Source organism: Polaribacter reichenbachii (genome assembly GCF_001975665.1).
In the GTDB taxonomy this organism is placed as follows: domain Bacteria; phylum Bacteroidota; class Bacteroidia; order Flavobacteriales; family Flavobacteriaceae; genus Polaribacter; species Polaribacter reichenbachii.
In genome coordinates this window covers 3,306,565-3,322,984 of the sequence record NZ_CP019419.1, presented here as the reverse complement: position 1 = coordinate 3,322,984, position 16,420 = coordinate 3,306,565, and the positions used below count along the sequence as shown (strand labels likewise).

The window sequence follows — 16,420 nt, the reverse complement described above, 5'->3', positions numbered from 1 at the left end:
AAAAAAGTTACCTCTATACTTTTTTACAGCAAGTCCTATAAGGGCGCATCCAGATACTAAAAGGGGCAGAACCATAAAGTGCAATACGTATAACTAAAAATTAAAAGAGGCAGTATGGTTTTGTCGTAAAAAGGTTTTTAGCAAACTAAAGCCTAAAGAAAAAAACGGTATGTACTTTCAATTTCTAAAAGAGTTTTATAATAATGAAGCTTCTTCCATAAATTTATCATTTTTCTATCCTCTAAAGAATAACAGGGTATGCAGTCTTATAAAAAAACTTCCACATAAAATGAAAAGCAGAATAAGAAACGTTTTACAATATCCCACAGAATCAATTACTTATTGCTAATAATCGGCACAGATTTTTTTTACAACGAATTATTAGCTAATTTTATGGGGTAAGCCACACAACAAAATAGACACATAAACGTTGTCAATTACTAAAACCACAACTTTAAAGCATGAAAGTATATATTCTATACATAACATTTTTTGTAATACTATCCTGTCAAAATAAAAACACGAATAGTTTTGTAATCAGTAAAAAGTCATCAAATACTAATGTTTATATACATAAAGATGCTGATCAACTCATAAAATGGGCGGCAAATGATTTGGCAAAAGATATAGAAAGCATCGTGGGTAGAAAAATTACCATAAACTACACAGATAAATTTCAGCCAGAAAACAAAGGAATTTATATCGGGCAATTTAAAGATACATTAATAAAAAACCTACCAGTTAACTACAACAACCAGCTAAAGAACAAATGGGAAAAATTCCTCATAAAAAACCATCAAGACAATCTCTTTATTGTGGGTAGTGATGTTAGAGGTACTGTGTATGGTATTTTCGATGTAGCCAAACGAATAGGGATTTCACCTTGGCAATGGTGGGCAGATGTGCATCCTAAAAAACAAGAATCAATAGTACTAAACTTGCCTCATGAGGGTATAGAAGATAGTCCTTCCGTACAATATCGTGGTATCTTTTTAAATGATGAAGATTGGGGATTACAACCTTGGGCGGCAAAAACATTCGAAAAACAAACAGGCGATATTGGTCCCAAAACGTATGAAAAAATATTTCAATTATTACTAAGGCTTAAAGCAAATACAATATGGCCAGCAATGCACCCATCCACAAAAGCATTTTATAGCATTCCAGGAAATCGAGCTATGGCAGAAAAATATAAAATATCCATAGGTACTTCTCATGCAGAACCAATGCTTAGAAATAATGTCGATGAATGGGACAAAAAAATATATGGCGATTTCAATTACTTTACCAATAGCGATAAAATAAAGGAATATTGGCAAGAAAGAATAACCGAAACTAAAAATGGTGATAACCTTATTTCTATGGGGATGCGTGGTATACATGATTCCGGAATGGAAGGAAATGCCACACAAGAAGAAAAGGTAAAATTGCTTGAAAAAATTATTGTCGATCAACGTACAATGCTTAGCAATACCATAAACAAACCCATCCAAGATATAGCTCAAGTCTTTACACTTTACAAAGAAGTTTTAGATTTATATAACGATGGTCTAAATGTTCCAGAGGATATTACCCTAATGTGGACAGACGATAATTATGGTTATATCCGTAGACGTAGTAATACTGATGAACAACAGCGTAAAGGGGGTAGTGGTGTATATTATCATTTAAGCTATTGGGGCAGACCCCATGATTACCTTTGGCTCTCTACAACCCAACCGGGTTTAATCTGGTACGAGATGTCAAGAGCCTATCAAAACGGGGCTAAAAAAATATGGATTGCCAATGTAGGTGATATCAAACCCGGTGAATACTCTATGGAATTTTTTCTTGACCTTGCTTGGGATGTCAATAGTATCAATGAAGCAACAATAAAAAAGCATTTGGTAAATTGGAGTACGCGAGAGTTTGGCGAAAAAAATGCCGAAGAAATTGCCGATATTTTAGACGAATATTATCGTCTAGCCTTTTTACGCAAGCCAGAATACATGGGCTGGAGCCAAACCGAACCAACAACCACTACAAGAAGAACCGAGTTCAATCAAGATGAGTCAAAACGCAGAATAGAGGCATATACCGAATTAATGAATAGAGTAAACGCAATAAAACCTTCCATATCAAAAGAACGTGTAGATGCCTTCTTTCAACTTGTAGAATATCCGATAACTGGCGCAGCACTAATGAATCAAAAATTTCTATATGCGCAACAATCTTTTTTAAGTAAAGACATTGCAGAGAAAAATAAGTTAGCAGAGCAAGCACAAAAAGCATATAATAGCATAATTACCATTACAGAGAAGTACAATCAAAATATCAGTAATGGCAAATGGAATAACATGATGTCAATGCAACCGCGTAATCTGCCAGCATTTAAAATGCCAAGCTATCACGTAAACAACACGCTACCTACCGAAAAAACTCAGCAGATAAAACCGGTACAAATAGAGCCAATATTTATACAGGCAAAAGAATATTCAAAAGCCCATAATATAGAGGACTACCAATGGAAAGTTATTGAGGGTTTAGGATATAGTAATTCAAGTTTAACCCTATTTCCTTTTAAACAACATACGTTTAACAACCAAAAGCCTTATGTAGAATATACATTTAATATTCAAAAGGCGGGTACTTATCAACTAGAAATTCGTAGTCTGCCAACGCATGCTAATAATTTTGATCATAAAATAGCTGTACAACTAAATGAGAAACCCATTAACGAATTTTCTATAAATACAAAAGGAAGGAGTAAAACATGGAAAGAAAATGTATTACGCAATTTTGCATCCATTACTTGCCCCATAACAATTGACAAAGTAGGCAAACAAACATTAAAAGTCTATGTAAATCAAACAGGTATTGTATTAGATCAAATTGCAATAACCCCAGAAAACTACCAAAAACACTACGAAATAGTTAAATAAGTCCAACAGAAAAAATAATAAATACCACTTACAACAATAGCTTAAATAATAGGGTTTTCAGTCCTAAACACAAAGTACAATACATCTTAACAAAGTCCGCAAAATCCACAATGCTGCGGATTTTGTTTTAGAAAAAAATAGGGTAAATTTAGCAAATCACCAAACATCCAACATCCAAAAAAATAGTTTGCCATTTCTTTGTGAATTAATATATTTAACAAAAAAAATGTAAAACGTACTAAAAACTAAGCATTACCTTAGGTTTGTATTTATAAACTGATAAAAGTTATGCTTTTACTATAATTGTGCTGCATTACCAGAAACCACGAACCAATGATAAAATTCTTTAGAAAAATTAGACAAAACTTGCTTTCGGAAGGAAAAACTGAAAAGTATTTTAAATATGCTATCGGTGAAATCATTCTGGTTGTGATTGGAATTTTGATTGCATTACAGATAAATACTTGGAATGAAAATAGAAAAGCTAATACTTTAGAGAAAAACTATTATTGTCTTCTGCTAGATAATCTAAACCAAGACAAACAACAAGTTAAAGTACTTAAAACACTAGTGCAAGAACGTATAGATTATTCAAATAAAATGATTTCAATCATTCAAGAAAACAAATCCGATGCCACTGAATTTGGTAAGAGTTTAAGATTTTCAATACGGTTAGGCACCAACACCTTTCAACCCAACAACGCCACATTTCAAGACATAAAATCTAGTGGTAATCTAGGTCTAATAAAAGACAAAACAATTATCAAAGCTCTAAACGCCTATTTTAAAATTACAGATGGCTACAGCAAAACTATTCTTAATAATTTCGATCTTGACTTTAAACAAATTTCTAGTTTTAGAAACTGGTTAGATATGGGGATCTTTAATGCTAATGATGAATTTTACAATAATCAAATTTTTACGGATAGCATTAGGCGAAAACTACAAGAAGATATTCCTCGATTTATCCCTATAGATATAAAACCTAGATTATACAGTACTTCGCTTAATATTGGTTTAAATAATTCACGACGCCTAGAGCTATTAAACTTAATTGAAAATGAAGTAGATAATATGCAAAAACTACTTAAACAAAAATGCACTATTAATGATTAAATACTTAATATGAAATAAACACAACACCCAAAAGCCAACACCCAACAGCTAACCCCCAAAAAGCCCATTCACATTCCCCTTATACATTTTACCAACAGGCACTACATAATCTTGAATATAAATCCGATTGCCTTCAATACTAGTAATATGTTTTTTAGCAACTGCAAATGACTTATGGACCTGTATAAAGTCTCTATTTGTAAGCATTGCTAAAGTATCAGATATTTTTTCTCTAATAGAAATAGTAGTACGATCAGTAACCACTTTGGTATAATTACCAGAAGCCTCAATAAATAAAATGGATGCGAGTTCCACTTGCACATAGCTGTTGTGCTGTTTAAGAAAAATATGCTTTTTTACAGATAGTGTATCAGAATTACTGTCATGGTTAAGACTTGTAGCATTCGAAGAAATTACTTTATTTATCGCACTTAAAAAGCGTTCGAAACTAAAAGGTTTTAATAAATAATCAACAACATTTAACGCATAACCGTCAATAGCAAACTCACTATAGGCAGTAGTTACAATTACTTTTGGCGGATTAGCTAACGTTTTTAAAAACTCAAAGCCTTTTAATTTAGGCATATTTAAATCTAAGAAAATAAGATCTATTTCATGTGCATTCAAATACAATAAAGCTTCTATAGCATCGTAACAACTGGCTTTAAATTCTAAATTAGGCAACAGGGCACAATACTTTTTAATAATAGTATGTGCCATAGGTTCATCGTCTATAATTAAGTATCGAATCATAATTTAATATTCAATTTAGCAGTATAAATGCCATTGTTGTTAAAAAGGCTTAAGTTATGTTTTTTCGGATACACCAATGCCAGTCTTCTTTTTAAATTTTGCAAACCAATACCGGCTACTTGTTGTTCTGTATCAATAGCATCAAAATTGTTTTCTATTTCAAAAAAGACTTGATTATTATGGGCTTTTAAATGGATATGTACATAAGCATTCGTACTTAAATTTTCTACGCCGTGCTTAAAGGCATTCTCTAAAAGAATAATAAAAAGCAGTGGCATAATTTCATAATCCGTATTGTTGGTATCCTTATGAAACTGCACATCTATGGTTTTATGATAACGCATTTTATGCAACTCAATATAATTTTCTAAATAGCTAATTTCTTCGGATAGCAATACAGTGTCTTTATCACCCTCGTAAATACTATAACGCATCATATCAGAAAGCTTTAAAATAAGGGCTTGGGCTTTTTTGGAGTCTTCATCTACCAAACCATAAAGATTATTGAGCATATTAAAAAAGAAATGCGGATTAACCTGACTCTTTAAATGCATTATTTCTGTCTTTTCCTTTTCATGCTTTAATCGAATAATAGACTTTATTTGTTTAAAAACCCAATAGGCTACTGAAATAAAGAGCAATATAAAGTACAGAGCAATAAACTCTAAAAAGCCTTCTTGCTTGCCAAAATAATCATTAAACAACACTACAATTACACCTGTAACTAACAAGGTTATGACATAATAACGCTTAATACTCTTTTTTTTGTCTTCGGATATTTTCCACTTCATAAGTCAATATTAATTAAATAATTCCCCTTACACAAATAAGTTGATAAACGGTATCCAATCAGGGACAAACAACTTTCAAATGGTTATAAATAAAGTTATAACCTCAAATTAGTAGTTCATCACTCCTTAACATCCTTGTGTCCCAAACATTTTTTAATGCTCCTAAACCACAATATGTTTGTATCAAATTAGCAATCTAAACTCAAATAATATGGAACTCATAATCGACAATTTATCAAAAACCTATGCAAATGGAGTTAAGGCATTACAAAACATTTCTCTAGAAATTCCTACAGGTATGTTTGGTTTATTAGGCCCAAATGGTGCTGGTAAATCTACTTTAATGAGAACCATAGCAACATTACAAGAGGCAGATACTGGTACTATTGCTTTAGGAGATATCAATGTATTAAAACAAAAAAACGAATTACGTCAAGTATTAGGCTATTTACCACAGCAGTTTGGTTTATATCCTAAAATATCAGCAGAAGTATTACTGAATCATTTTGCAGTACTAAAAGGCATCACAAATAAAGGGGAGCGTAAAGAATTGGTAGAATCCTTATTACATAAAACCAACTTATACCAGGTAAGAAAGCAAAACTTAAAAGGCTTTTCTGGCGGAATGAAGCAGCGTTTTGGTATTGCACAAGCCTTACTTAATAATCCTAAATTACTAATTGTAGATGAACCTACTGCAGGTTTAGATCCTGTAGAACGCAACCGATTTTACAATGTCTTAAGCGAATTGGGCGAACATACGATCGTTATTTTATCTACCCATATTGTAGATGATGTAAAAGAGCTTTGTACAAATATGGCAATTATAAACCAAGGGCAGGTTTCTTTAAAAGGGAATCCGTTGCAAATATTAGAAGAGCTAAAAGGTAAAGTCTACAAAAAGACCATCAACAAACAAGAATTAAACGAGTATAAGCAAAATTATAAAGTAATTAGCGATAAGTTATTTCTAGGTAAACCCACCATTCATATTTTGAGTGATGTTAATCCGGGTGACGGATTTATACAAATAGATGCAGCATTAGAAGATGTCTATTTCTCTCAAATCTTTAACAATACAAACCTTAAAACCAATAAATAATGTGGTACAATATTTATAAATTCGAAATACAATATCGTAGTAAAAGACCAGATACTTATGTGTTTTTTCTGTTTCTATTCCTATTTTCTATTGTTGGTGTAGACTTTGTTTTTCAAGGAAATGATATGGGACTAATGAAGAAAAACTCACCCTTAGTCATTGCAAAAACAATGGGCGCCATTACTGGTCTTTTTATGATTCTAGCCTCAATGATTATGGGCGTATCTGTACTTAGAGATTTTGAATACAACATAGAATCCTTATTGTTTTCTACACCAATGCGTAAAAAGGATTACTTAATTGGTCGTTTTTTAGGTGCCTTTACAGTATTAGTTTTTGCCTTTTCAGGTATTTTATTTGGGATGATGTTGGGCGAATTCATGCCTTGGCATTCCCCAGAAGATGTATTAGCATTTAATGCTATGGTGTACATAAAAACTTTTGTATACATTACTTTACCGACCTTGTTTTTCGGAGCGGCTTTGTTTTTTGTAACAGGAGCATTAAGCAGAAATCTTGTGGTTGTATACACACAAGGCATCTTTTTATTTGTAATATTTATGCTTACAAAAGCCATTACCAATGAGTTTTGGCAAGCCATTTTAGATCCGTTTTCATTAACCACATCAACCTTTGTTACCAAATCCTTTTCAGTAGTACAAAAGAGTACAGATGCGCTTCCTTTTATGGGAGTAATGCTTTACAATAAACTATTTTGGATTTCTCTAGGAATCATGGCCTTAGTATTTGGCTATAAAAGATTCAATTTTAATGTGGTAAAAGAAAAGCGTTCTAAAAATAAAAAGGCACAAACATTAACTGCTATAATCACTAAAGAAATCCATAATGTACAAATACCTACAGTAAATAAACATTATGGTATAGCCTCTAAATGGCAGCAACTAAAACAATTTACGTGGTTTTATTTTACCAGTATTTTTAAACAAGCCTCCTTTTGGGGAATCGTTATTTCTGGTATGATTATCATCTTAATCAATTCCGTAAACTTAGGCACTGTTTATGGCGTAGACAGTTATCCTGCCACTTATTTTATAGTAGAAGAACTGAAAGAAACTTCAATGTATTTCTTTATCATTTTGCTAGTATTTTATTCAGGCGAATTGGTTTGGAAAGAAAGAAGCGTAAAACTAGATCTTATTTACGATGCCACCCCAATGTCTAGCTTTTGCAAACTATTGGGTAAGTATTTGGGGTTAAACTTCATTTACGTAGTATTAATGTTTGCGTTAATAATTTCAGGGATTATATTCCAAACTGTAAATGGCTATTATAAGTACGAATTTGGGGTATATCTCTCTGGTTTCTTTATAGATATCTTACCCTTTTTAGCTTTATATACCTTTGTTGCATTTTTTATACAATCTGTAGTAAATCATAAATTTGTAGGTATTCTGTTAGTCATCGTATTTTTTATGCTCAATAGTGCTTTGGATGTATTCGGATTCAATCACGATTTATATCTCTTTGGTGGTAGCGCATTAAGTGCTTATTCTGATATGAATGGCTATGGGCATTTCTTACAACCCTATCTTATGATAAAATCGTATTGGTTTTTATTCGGATTACTACTGTTAATTCTAGGCTCTTTAGTAATGGTAAGAGGTACAGAAACGAATCTATTAAAGCGTATAAAAGCAAGCAAATACAGGTTTAGTAAGCCACTATTTAAATTGACAGCTTTGGTTAGTTTGGTCTTTGTACTAGTAGGGGCTTTTATCTTTTACAATACCAATATTTTAAATACCTATTGGTCAGATGCTAAAGCGACTGCCTTTAGAATTGCATATGAAAAAGAGCTCAAACAATATGAATTTATACCACAACCAAAAATAGTAGATGTGAATTTAAAAGTGGAATTGTATCCTTCCACAAGAGATTACACAGTAGAAGGCTATTATATTTTGAAAAACACCAATTCTGAAGACATAAAATCCATTCACATTCAAAAACTTCTAGAAGAGCAGATTACATTAGATAGCATTTCTTTTGATAAAAAGTGGACAACCAATCATCAATATAAAAAGTTTGACTATTCAATTTTTAAGCTAGACACCCCTTTAAAACCTGGGGATACTATAAAAATGCATTTCAAACAAAGCTTTACCACCAACGGATTTGAATCTGGAAACTCGAATGCAAACATCAATTACAATGGTACATTCTTTAAGAATTCAGATTTGCCAACGCTAGGATATTCTAAAAAATACGAGCTTAATGATAACGATGAACGAGCAGATTATCATTTACCCATAAGAAACCATAAAGCGAATAGAGACGATGCCAATGCCCTTAAAATTGCAAGATCTGGTAGCGATTCAGACGGTATTCATTTTGAAATGATTATGGGCACATCTAAAGATCAAACGGCTTTAGTTCCTGGGGATTTATTGAGAAAATGGACCGCCAATAATCGTAATTATTATCATTATAAAATGAAACAACCAATGATGAACTTTTATTCCATGGTTTCTGCGAATTATACCGTTAAAAAAGACAAATGGATAACATATCAAGATACAGCATCTAATCCCGTAAATCTTGAAATTTACTATCATAAAGCTCATAATTATAATGTAGATAGAATGATGATGGCCATGAAAGCATCCTTAGATTATTACAGCAAAAACTTTAGTCCTTATCAATACAATCAACTACGCATTATGGAGTTCCCACGTTATGCCCATTTTGCACAATCATTTCCAGGTACCATTCCCTTTTCAGAAGCCATAGGTTTTGTTTTAAATATAGATGATGAAAAAGATGTAGATATGGCATTTTATGTAACGGCTCACGAAATTGCGCATCAATGGTTTGGCATGCAAGTAGAAGCTGCAAATGTAAAAGGACAATTAATGATCTTAGAAACCTTATCTCAATATGCAGCTATGATGGTTTTAAAACAAAAGTATTCCGAAGAAAAAGTAATGCAATTTTTAGAGCTACAGAAAGAGAAATATTTAGAAGGAAAAGATAGAGAAAGTCACAAAGAACCATCATTGGCAATGGTAGAGAATCAAGATTATATCTATTACGCTAAAGGAGCAATTGCCATGTACAAGTTCCAAAAAGCAATAGGAGAGAAGCAGGTAAATAAAGCCTTAGGCCTTTTCTTAAAAGATTGGAATACCAAAACCGGAAAACTAAAAACAGCAACCAACAGATATGCCACAACACAAGATTTGTTAGGCTATTTTAGAGAGGTAACACCAAAAGCAGAACAGCACCTAATTACAGAATTATTTGAAACAGTTTCCAATTTGGAGTTGTAAAAGGTATTTGGTTTCTAATTATGAGTTTAAGAACCCAAGACAGACTTGTCATTAGCTGTTGAATTACCTTTCCATAGGTTCAAGCAACATTTATGAGGTTTGTTATGCTTTTAACGCTAAACTATTTTTCGCCTTACTAATTGTTCTCTTTACAAAAAAAGTAACCACTAGAATTAGAAGAATTTAAGGTTTTGGACTCAAATACAAATATTGATTTGTTGTTGACTGTTGAGTCCAAAACCTTTATATTATTATTCCATAATTTCTTTTAATTCAACGGTTTTCCATTCAGGATGATACGATATTAAATTTTCTAAAACCCCTATATGGCTAGCTCCCATAAGAATCATAATGCGTTCATCTTTTGGTTCGGTATATTTTTGAATTAATCCGTAGATATAAATATTCCTTTTTATCCATTCAGAAGCTAAATAAGAACCAACCGTTGTCTCCAAATCACCTCCTTTATTCGCACCATTCAAATACCAAGATAAATCTAGTTTTCTTTGTTCCGGATCATTTAAATAATAAAGAATATCTTTAAGAGGCTTTTGTTCAGCTATAAGTTGGTTATAGTTTGTTTCATATTGCTTTATATCATTATTAAAACTTTCCATAAGCGCTATTTGGTTCGCCTGTTTCATAGATTTCATTAAACTATCATACGGAAACTCCATCTCTCTATAGTCAACACCATATACTCGTTCGTGTTTCAATTCTTTAGCGAGTCTAAAACCAAGCTGGTAAATTTCATTTCTTCGCTCTTTACCCCAATCGTTAGTTGAATACAGGTTAAAAAGAGAGTCCAATTTTGGTTGATATACTAAGGTTCTTTCAACAAAAATTTTATCAGGATGAAACTCTTTTATTTTTTCAACGATCTCTAGTAAATCGCTTTGATACCTTGGTGACAAAATATCCATCTGATTGGTTTGTGCAACATCAAGTCCTTTAGAGTTATAATTATTCCAATGAGATGTGCCTACAAGCAACACTTCCACTTTATCACTTGGTGTACTTTGGTATTCTGCTGTTGTTTTTTCTGCAATAGGAGTATTGTTGCAAGACATAAGGGTTATACTTAAAATAAGAAGTATTTTTTTCAGAATAGTGTCTGTATTCATTTTAATTGTGTTTTAGAAAACAAACCTATAGCTTTAGCCATAAGGTTGTTTTTATATTTGTTGAGTACAAAAGTAGTTTAGTAGTACCTGTATTTTTATCCTTTTACATAAACCTTATTTTGTATAGTATGAAGTATACTATACATACAACATTTAGTTTTGTTGTATAGTTTTGTCGTTTTGTACTATAAAACTCCATATTTATACCTCAAACATAATAAGAAACACTTTTAAAGATATATTTGTAGTATGAAGATTAACAAAAAATGGAAATACCACTTAATTCTTGCTGCTTTCTTATTAGTGATGGAATGCTTTCAAACTTTCATTCTGCTAGAGAATGAAGAGTTAACAAAAAACCTTGAGCTACATTTTTTTGCATTTAGAATAACGTTTTATATTAGCTCCATAATCATCTATTTTATCAATTTTATAATAGTGTGTCCAGACTATTTAAAGAAAACAAAAGTTGTTCAATTTATAGTAGCAATTGTAGGTTTAATCTTGTTATTTGCGGGGTTAAGATATGTTTTACAAGAAATAGTATTATTTAATTTTACAGGTATCCATAATTATTATGAAACGTCTAGAAGACCAATATTTTATATTATAGACAATTCTTACTATGCTATAAAAGCTATTTTATATAGTACACTTATTTATTTAGCAATAAAGTTTATGGAAACAAACGACCATAACAAAGCAGAATTAAATCTCTTAAAATCTCAAATAAGTCCGCATTTTTTATTTAATACGCTTAACGCTTTTTATGTAGAATTAATTGATGATAAGCCAGAAACAGCTAAAGATATTCATAAACTTTCAGAATTATTACGCTATGTCACTTACGATTCTCAAAAAGATGTGGTTTTATTAAAAAATGAAATTCAGTTTCTAAAAGATTATATTCATTTCTTTAACAAACGCTTCGAAAGTGACTTTTCAGTAACCTTTCAAGTTACCGGAAACCTAAAAAACCAGGAAATACCATCGCTCATCCTAATACATTTTATTGAAAACCTATTTAAACACGGCGTTGTAAATGATAAAAAAAATCCTGCAACAATAAATATAATTATACACGAACAATTTATTGAGGTAAGTACAAGAAATAAAATATTAACCTCAGATAAATTTATGGAATCTGGTATAGGCACACAGAATGTAAAACGTAGATTAACTACATTATTTAATACAAACTATAAATTAGTTTATACAAAAGAAACTCCTTATTTTAACACCTATCTAAAAATGCCTTTATGAACACGTCTATAAAATGTATTATAGTAGATGACGAACCACCAGCAATACGTTTGTTAAAGAAGTATGTAGATAAAATTGCATTTTTAGAACTTGTGGCTACAACAACCAATTCTTTAGAGGCATTACATATAATAGAAAAAGAAGCCATAGACTTGGTATTTTTAGACATACAAATGCCAAACCTTACAGGCATACAATTATCTAAAATTGTGAATGATAAAACCAAAATTATCTTTACAACAGCATACCCACAATTTGCGTTAGAAAGTTACGAGCTTAATGCAATAGATTATCTTTTAAAACCGATAGAATTTGAACGTTTTTATAAAGCAGTAGCCAAACTCAATGTTTTAGATAAAGAAAATAAAAACACGAGTACAGCAACAGAAGAGTTTTTGTTTGTAAAAACCGATGGAAAAAACAACTTCGAAAAGATAATAATTTCAGAAATCTTGTATATCGAAAGCTTAAAAAACTATGTTGCAATTCATACACCAAACAAGCAAATTATAACATACAATACTTTAAAATACATTAGTGATAGTTTGCCCAAAAGCAATTTTATACAAATTCATAAATCATTTATTGTAGCACTAAAGCATATAGAAAAAACAAGTTCTATAACTGTACAAATAAATGGAAAAGAGGTACCCTTAGGGAATACTTATAAAAATTCTTTTTTTCATAGAATAGGGAAAAGCAAATTATAAATTTTTTGTTCTTCTCATTAATAAAAAAAAACAGAAATAACCTTTAAATCTTACAGTTTATATATTTATTTAATTACCAATAACATAGGTTGTTTTCATCAATTTTGTCAGAAGTTTATAGACAAATAACCTCAAAAAAATAAAATAATTATTAGGATTTATTTCAAAACTTAGTATATTCGCGCACCTTTATGATAAAAGGCAGTTATTTACAACAAAAGCCGATGTAGCTCAGCTGGCTAGAGCAGCTGATTTGTAATCAGCAGGTCGTGGGTTCGAGTCCCTCCATCGGCTCAAATAACACAACATTACAGAAGTAATGTTTAGGTTCTTTAAAACAGTAAATAACTAGGGGAGATACTCAAGCGGCCAACGAGGACGGACTGTAACTCCGTTGACTACGTCTTCGCAGGTTCGAATCCTGCTCTCCCCACAATTGTTTATACAACTACCACACTTCCCCAGGAATTGCAGAACCAATGGAAATGGTGTGTATATGAACTTTAAATATTCTTGGTTTCATTATAATGAATTGCAAATATTTACTTACCACATATACAACCAATATAAAGATTGAAATACTGAATAATTAAAGTACTAAATAAAGATAAAATAAGGATAGATTTTTGGTTCTTAAAATTTATCCTAAGCAAAGACAAAAGGGGAATAGAAAATAAATAAAGGTTTAAAAATTAATAGCAAATTACCATCTTATGTTATTAAGAAAGTAAAATATAAATTAAGATGGTTAAGAAAACTAGTATAAAACCTGCTGGTTTAACATAAGACCAAGATTTTTCTTCTGATTTTTCTTCCTTGTATTTTATTTGTTCTTTTGATGGGTAAAAGTGAGAAACTAAAAACATAATTATAAAGTTTAAAACAAATTCTATTCCCCATAAATGGACAAAATGGATGTCTATATTCAATATAAATGTTGATAAAATATAGAATACAAAACCAAAGAAAAGACCCACTTTAGCGCCTAAAGTATTTATTTGTTTAAAAAATATACCAGCAATAATTATAGATGAAATTGGTATAAAAAATATACCATTTAATTGTTGTAATAATTGATATAAACCTTCTGGTGCATAAGCAACCATAGGTGCTACAGCAATAGAAATTAAGGCTAAAACTACAGAAGAAATTTTACCAAATTTAACCAATTTAGGGTCTGAAGCGTTTTTATTAATTATTTTTTTATAAATATCTAGACAGAAAATTGTACTTGCAGAATTTAACACACTATTAAATGTACTTAATACAGCTCCTAAAATAACTGCAGCAAAAAAGCCATATAAATATGTAGGTAATACTTTTTTAACCAAAAGCGGATAAATTAAATCTGGCGTTTCATAATATTGGTCTTGAAAGTAATAATAAGCTATAAGACCTGGTAATACAATAATTGCAGGCACAAATAACTTTAAAACTCCGGTATAAATTAATCCTTTTTGTGCTTCTACTAAATTTTTTGCTCCAAAAGCTCTTTGTATAATTGCTTGATTCATTCCCCAGAAATACAACTGGTTTATCATTAAACCGGTAAATAATACCGAAAAAGGCAACACAGAATCTGGTTTCCCTATAATATCAAACTTATCTGGTGCAAAATTGTAAACAGTTGTTAAACCGCTAAACATATCTCCTTCTCCTATTTGGTAAAGTGCAATAATAGGTATTAATAAACCACCTAACATTAAACCAATTCCGTTTAAAGAATCTGAATATGCTACAGCTTTTAATCCACCAAAAATTGCATAAAGAGAACCAATAATTCCTATTACTAAAACTGTATATATTAAAGATTGTTCTTTAGAAATATTAAACATTAAAGAAAAATCGAAAACACTTTCAATATTAATAGCACCAGAATACAATACTATAGGTAGTAAGGTAACCACAAAAGAAGACATTAATAAAAATGCTACTATAGACCTGATAGCACCATCAAAACGCCTTTCTAAGAATTCTGGAATTGTAGTTAACCCCATTTTAATAAACTTCGGAATAAAAAAGATAGCAGCAATAACCAATGCAATTGCTGATGTAACTTCCCAAGCTATTATAATAATTCCGTTTTTATAAGAACTACCATTCATACCAATTAAATGTTCGGTAGAAATATTGGTTAATATCATAGAACCAGCAATAATGGGCCCTGTTAAACTTTTACCGGCTAAAAAATAACCTTTTGTAGTTGTAAACTTATCTTTTCGAAGTTTATAAGTTGTGTAAAGTATAACGAATAAAGTAAATCCGAAAAAGCCTAAATAAGTAAATAACATTGTAAAGGTTGGTTTGGTTATTATTAAAGGTTTAATTTATTTGGTAAATATTTTTTAACTAGTTCTTCATAATAAGGTCTCAAAGCTTCTGCATCTGGTTTTACAGGTGCTTTTGTATATAAATCATAAGGATTAAATTTCTTTACCCATTCAAACATTTCAATATCTTTTTCATTCATTAAATGCAAATACGCTTCTTCTCTATGCTGAGAATAAAAAGAATGATACCTAATAATATACAATGCGGGTTCTGGTAAATAATCTTTCATTATCTGATACAAATATTCATCATGTCCCCAACTCATTTTTACATGATCAAGTCCGCAATTAGGAGAGTAAACACCATACTTAGTATTGTATTTTTCGTTTGTAGAATCTGGATTTGCTGCAAAAAACTCAGGATACACTATTTTATCAGAAAATTTACAACCTACAGGAAATGTATCTCCAACAACTGCCCATTGTGGTTCGCCAAACAGACATAAAACTTTACCCATATCATGAATAAAGCCTGTTAAAACAAACCAATCTGGATGACCATCTGCTCTTATTGCTTCTGAAGTTTGTAATAAATGTTGAAACTGATCTAAATCGATGTCCGGATCACTATCATCTACCAAAGTGTTTAAAAAATCTATAGCTTCCCATAATGACAATTCTTTTTTATCAAACTTTAGAAATTCTTCTTCCTTTTTACAAACGAAATCATAAGTTTGAAATTCATGATTTATCCTGTAAAATTCTCTTACAGTTTCTAATCTTTCAGAATCTACATAGTTTCTAAATTCTTCTTTTTCTTTAATTGGTGTTTCAGGATCTGGGTAACGTTCTTTTAAATTTTCTTCCCAATCATCAATATTATCCATTGGGTTAGAAGTGTTCTTATTGGTTAGATTTCCCATGATATATGTTTTAATTGTTAATAGCCTAATACTATCAAAATTAGCATACACCAAGAATATCTATATGGATTAAAAATTCAAAAATATGGATTAATTAAATAATTATATCTTTTTTTTAGTTATTGATAAATTTCCATCCTTTTGAATAATATATCCA

11 protein-coding genes and 2 tRNA genes are annotated in these 16,420 nt (G+C 30.9%); 8 read left to right on the top strand and 5 right to left on the bottom strand.

Features of this window, described 5'->3' with window-relative positions:
• Positions 1-461 precede the first annotated feature (461 nt).
• Complete coding sequence (locus tag BW723_RS14110) at positions 462-2,921, top strand: glycosyl hydrolase 115 family protein (RefSeq protein ID WP_068359832.1); 2,460 nt, start codon at positions 462-464, stop codon at positions 2,919-2,921.
• Between the two features lie 333 nt (positions 2,922-3,254).
• Positions 3,255-4,037, top strand: a complete 783-nt coding sequence (locus BW723_RS14105) for a DUF6090 family protein (RefSeq protein WP_068359834.1) — start codon at positions 3,255-3,257, stop codon at positions 4,035-4,037.
• 48 nt (positions 4,038-4,085) lie between these two features.
• Here the strand turns inward: BW723_RS14105 and BW723_RS14100 are convergent, their stop codons facing one another.
• Both BW723_RS14100 and BW723_RS14095 read right to left on the bottom strand, forming a co-directional pair.
• Entirely contained in the window at positions 4,086-4,790 is a 705-nt protein-coding gene (locus tag BW723_RS14100; RefSeq protein ID WP_068359836.1) for a LytR/AlgR family response regulator transcription factor, read from the bottom strand.
• On the bottom strand, positions 4,787-5,581 hold the full coding sequence (locus BW723_RS14095) for a sensor histidine kinase (RefSeq protein ID WP_068359838.1): 795 nt from the start codon (positions 5,579-5,581) through the stop codon (positions 4,787-4,789). Before BW723_RS14095 ends, BW723_RS14100 begins: the two co-directional genes overlap by 4 nt.
• 211 nt (positions 5,582-5,792) lie before the next feature.
• Here BW723_RS14095 and BW723_RS14090 point away from each other — a divergent pair, with 211 nt between their 5' ends.
• Positions 5,793-6,683 (top strand): ABC transporter ATP-binding protein, encoded by an 891-nt coding sequence (locus tag BW723_RS14090; protein ID WP_068359840.1) that lies wholly within the window; start codon positions 5,793-5,795, stop codon positions 6,681-6,683.
• Positions 6,683-9,973 carry an ABC transporter permease/M1 family aminopeptidase gene (locus BW723_RS14085; RefSeq protein ID WP_068359842.1) on the top strand — a complete coding sequence of 1,097 codons (3,291 nt, stop codon included), beginning with the start codon at positions 6,683-6,685 and terminating at the stop codon, positions 9,971-9,973. Before BW723_RS14090 ends, BW723_RS14085 begins: the two co-directional genes overlap by 1 nt.
• A gap of 251 nt (positions 9,974-10,224) precedes the next feature.
• Here the strand turns inward: BW723_RS14085 and BW723_RS14080 are convergent, their stop codons facing one another.
• Complete coding sequence (locus BW723_RS14080) at positions 10,225-11,097, bottom strand: DUF5694 domain-containing protein (protein WP_068359844.1); 873 nt, start codon at positions 11,095-11,097, stop codon at positions 10,225-10,227.
• A gap of 438 nt (positions 11,098-11,535) precedes the next feature.
• Between BW723_RS14080 and BW723_RS14075 the strand changes: the two genes are divergently transcribed.
• The 4 genes from BW723_RS14075 to BW723_RS14060 all read left to right on the top strand — a co-directional run bounded on the left by BW723_RS14075 (position 11,536) and on the right by BW723_RS14060 (position 13,503).
• Complete coding sequence (locus BW723_RS14075) at positions 11,536-12,360, top strand: sensor histidine kinase (protein WP_162274042.1); 825 nt, start codon at positions 11,536-11,538, stop codon at positions 12,358-12,360.
• Positions 12,357-13,070 carry a LytR/AlgR family response regulator transcription factor gene (locus BW723_RS14070; RefSeq protein WP_068359848.1) on the top strand — a complete coding sequence of 238 codons (714 nt, stop codon included), beginning with the start codon at positions 12,357-12,359 and terminating at the stop codon, positions 13,068-13,070. The genes BW723_RS14075 and BW723_RS14070 overlap by 4 nt, the downstream gene beginning before the upstream one ends.
• A gap of 220 nt (positions 13,071-13,290) precedes the next feature.
• A tRNA-Thr gene (locus BW723_RS14065) sits at positions 13,291-13,364 on the top strand.
• 57 nt (positions 13,365-13,421) lie between these two features.
• Positions 13,422-13,503: transfer RNA gene (locus tag BW723_RS14060), tRNA-Tyr, on the top strand.
• 286 nt (positions 13,504-13,789) lie between these two features.
• On the opposite strand, the gene BW723_RS14055 is transcribed toward BW723_RS14060, so the two are convergent.
• Together BW723_RS14055 and BW723_RS14050 are read right to left on the bottom strand one after the other, a co-directional pair.
• On the bottom strand, positions 13,790-15,361 hold the full coding sequence (locus BW723_RS14055) for a solute:sodium symporter family transporter (RefSeq protein WP_068359850.1): 1,572 nt from the start codon (positions 15,359-15,361) through the stop codon (positions 13,790-13,792).
• A gap of 23 nt (positions 15,362-15,384) precedes the next feature.
• A complete protein-coding gene (locus BW723_RS14050; protein ID WP_068359852.1) occupies positions 15,385-16,263 on the bottom strand; it encodes an inositol oxygenase family protein in 879 nt (292 codons plus the stop codon).
• Between the last annotated feature and the right edge of the window lie 157 nt (positions 16,264-16,420).

What these genes read in the sequence shown, in the direction of transcription:
- BW723_RS14110 (WP_068359832.1), top strand. Translation starts at nt 462, where the DNA reads ATGAAAGTATATATTCTATACATAACATTTTTTGTAATACTATCCTGT.
- BW723_RS14105 (WP_068359834.1), top strand. Translation starts at nt 3,255, where the DNA reads ATGATAAAATTCTTTAGAAAAATTAGACAAAACTTGCTTTCGGAAGGA.
- BW723_RS14100 (WP_068359836.1), bottom strand. Translation starts at nt 4,790, where the DNA reads ATGATTCGATACTTAATTATAGACGATGAACCTATGGCACATACTATT.
- BW723_RS14095 (WP_068359838.1), bottom strand. Translation starts at nt 5,581, where the DNA reads ATGAAGTGGAAAATATCCGAAGACAAAAAAAAGAGTATTAAGCGTTAT.
- BW723_RS14090 (WP_068359840.1), top strand. Translation starts at nt 5,793, where the DNA reads ATGGAACTCATAATCGACAATTTATCAAAAACCTATGCAAATGGAGTT.
- BW723_RS14085 (WP_068359842.1), top strand. Translation starts at nt 6,683, where the DNA reads ATGTGGTACAATATTTATAAATTCGAAATACAATATCGTAGTAAAAGA.
- BW723_RS14080 (WP_068359844.1), bottom strand. Translation starts at nt 11,097, where the DNA reads ATGAATACAGACACTATTCTGAAAAAAATACTTCTTATTTTAAGTATA.
- BW723_RS14070 (WP_068359848.1), top strand. Translation starts at nt 12,357, where the DNA reads ATGAACACGTCTATAAAATGTATTATAGTAGATGACGAACCACCAGCA.
- BW723_RS14055 (WP_068359850.1), bottom strand. Translation starts at nt 15,361, where the DNA reads ATGTTATTTACTTATTTAGGCTTTTTCGGATTTACTTTATTCGTTATA.
- BW723_RS14050 (WP_068359852.1), bottom strand. Translation starts at nt 16,263, where the DNA reads ATGGGAAATCTAACCAATAAGAACACTTCTAACCCAATGGATAATATT.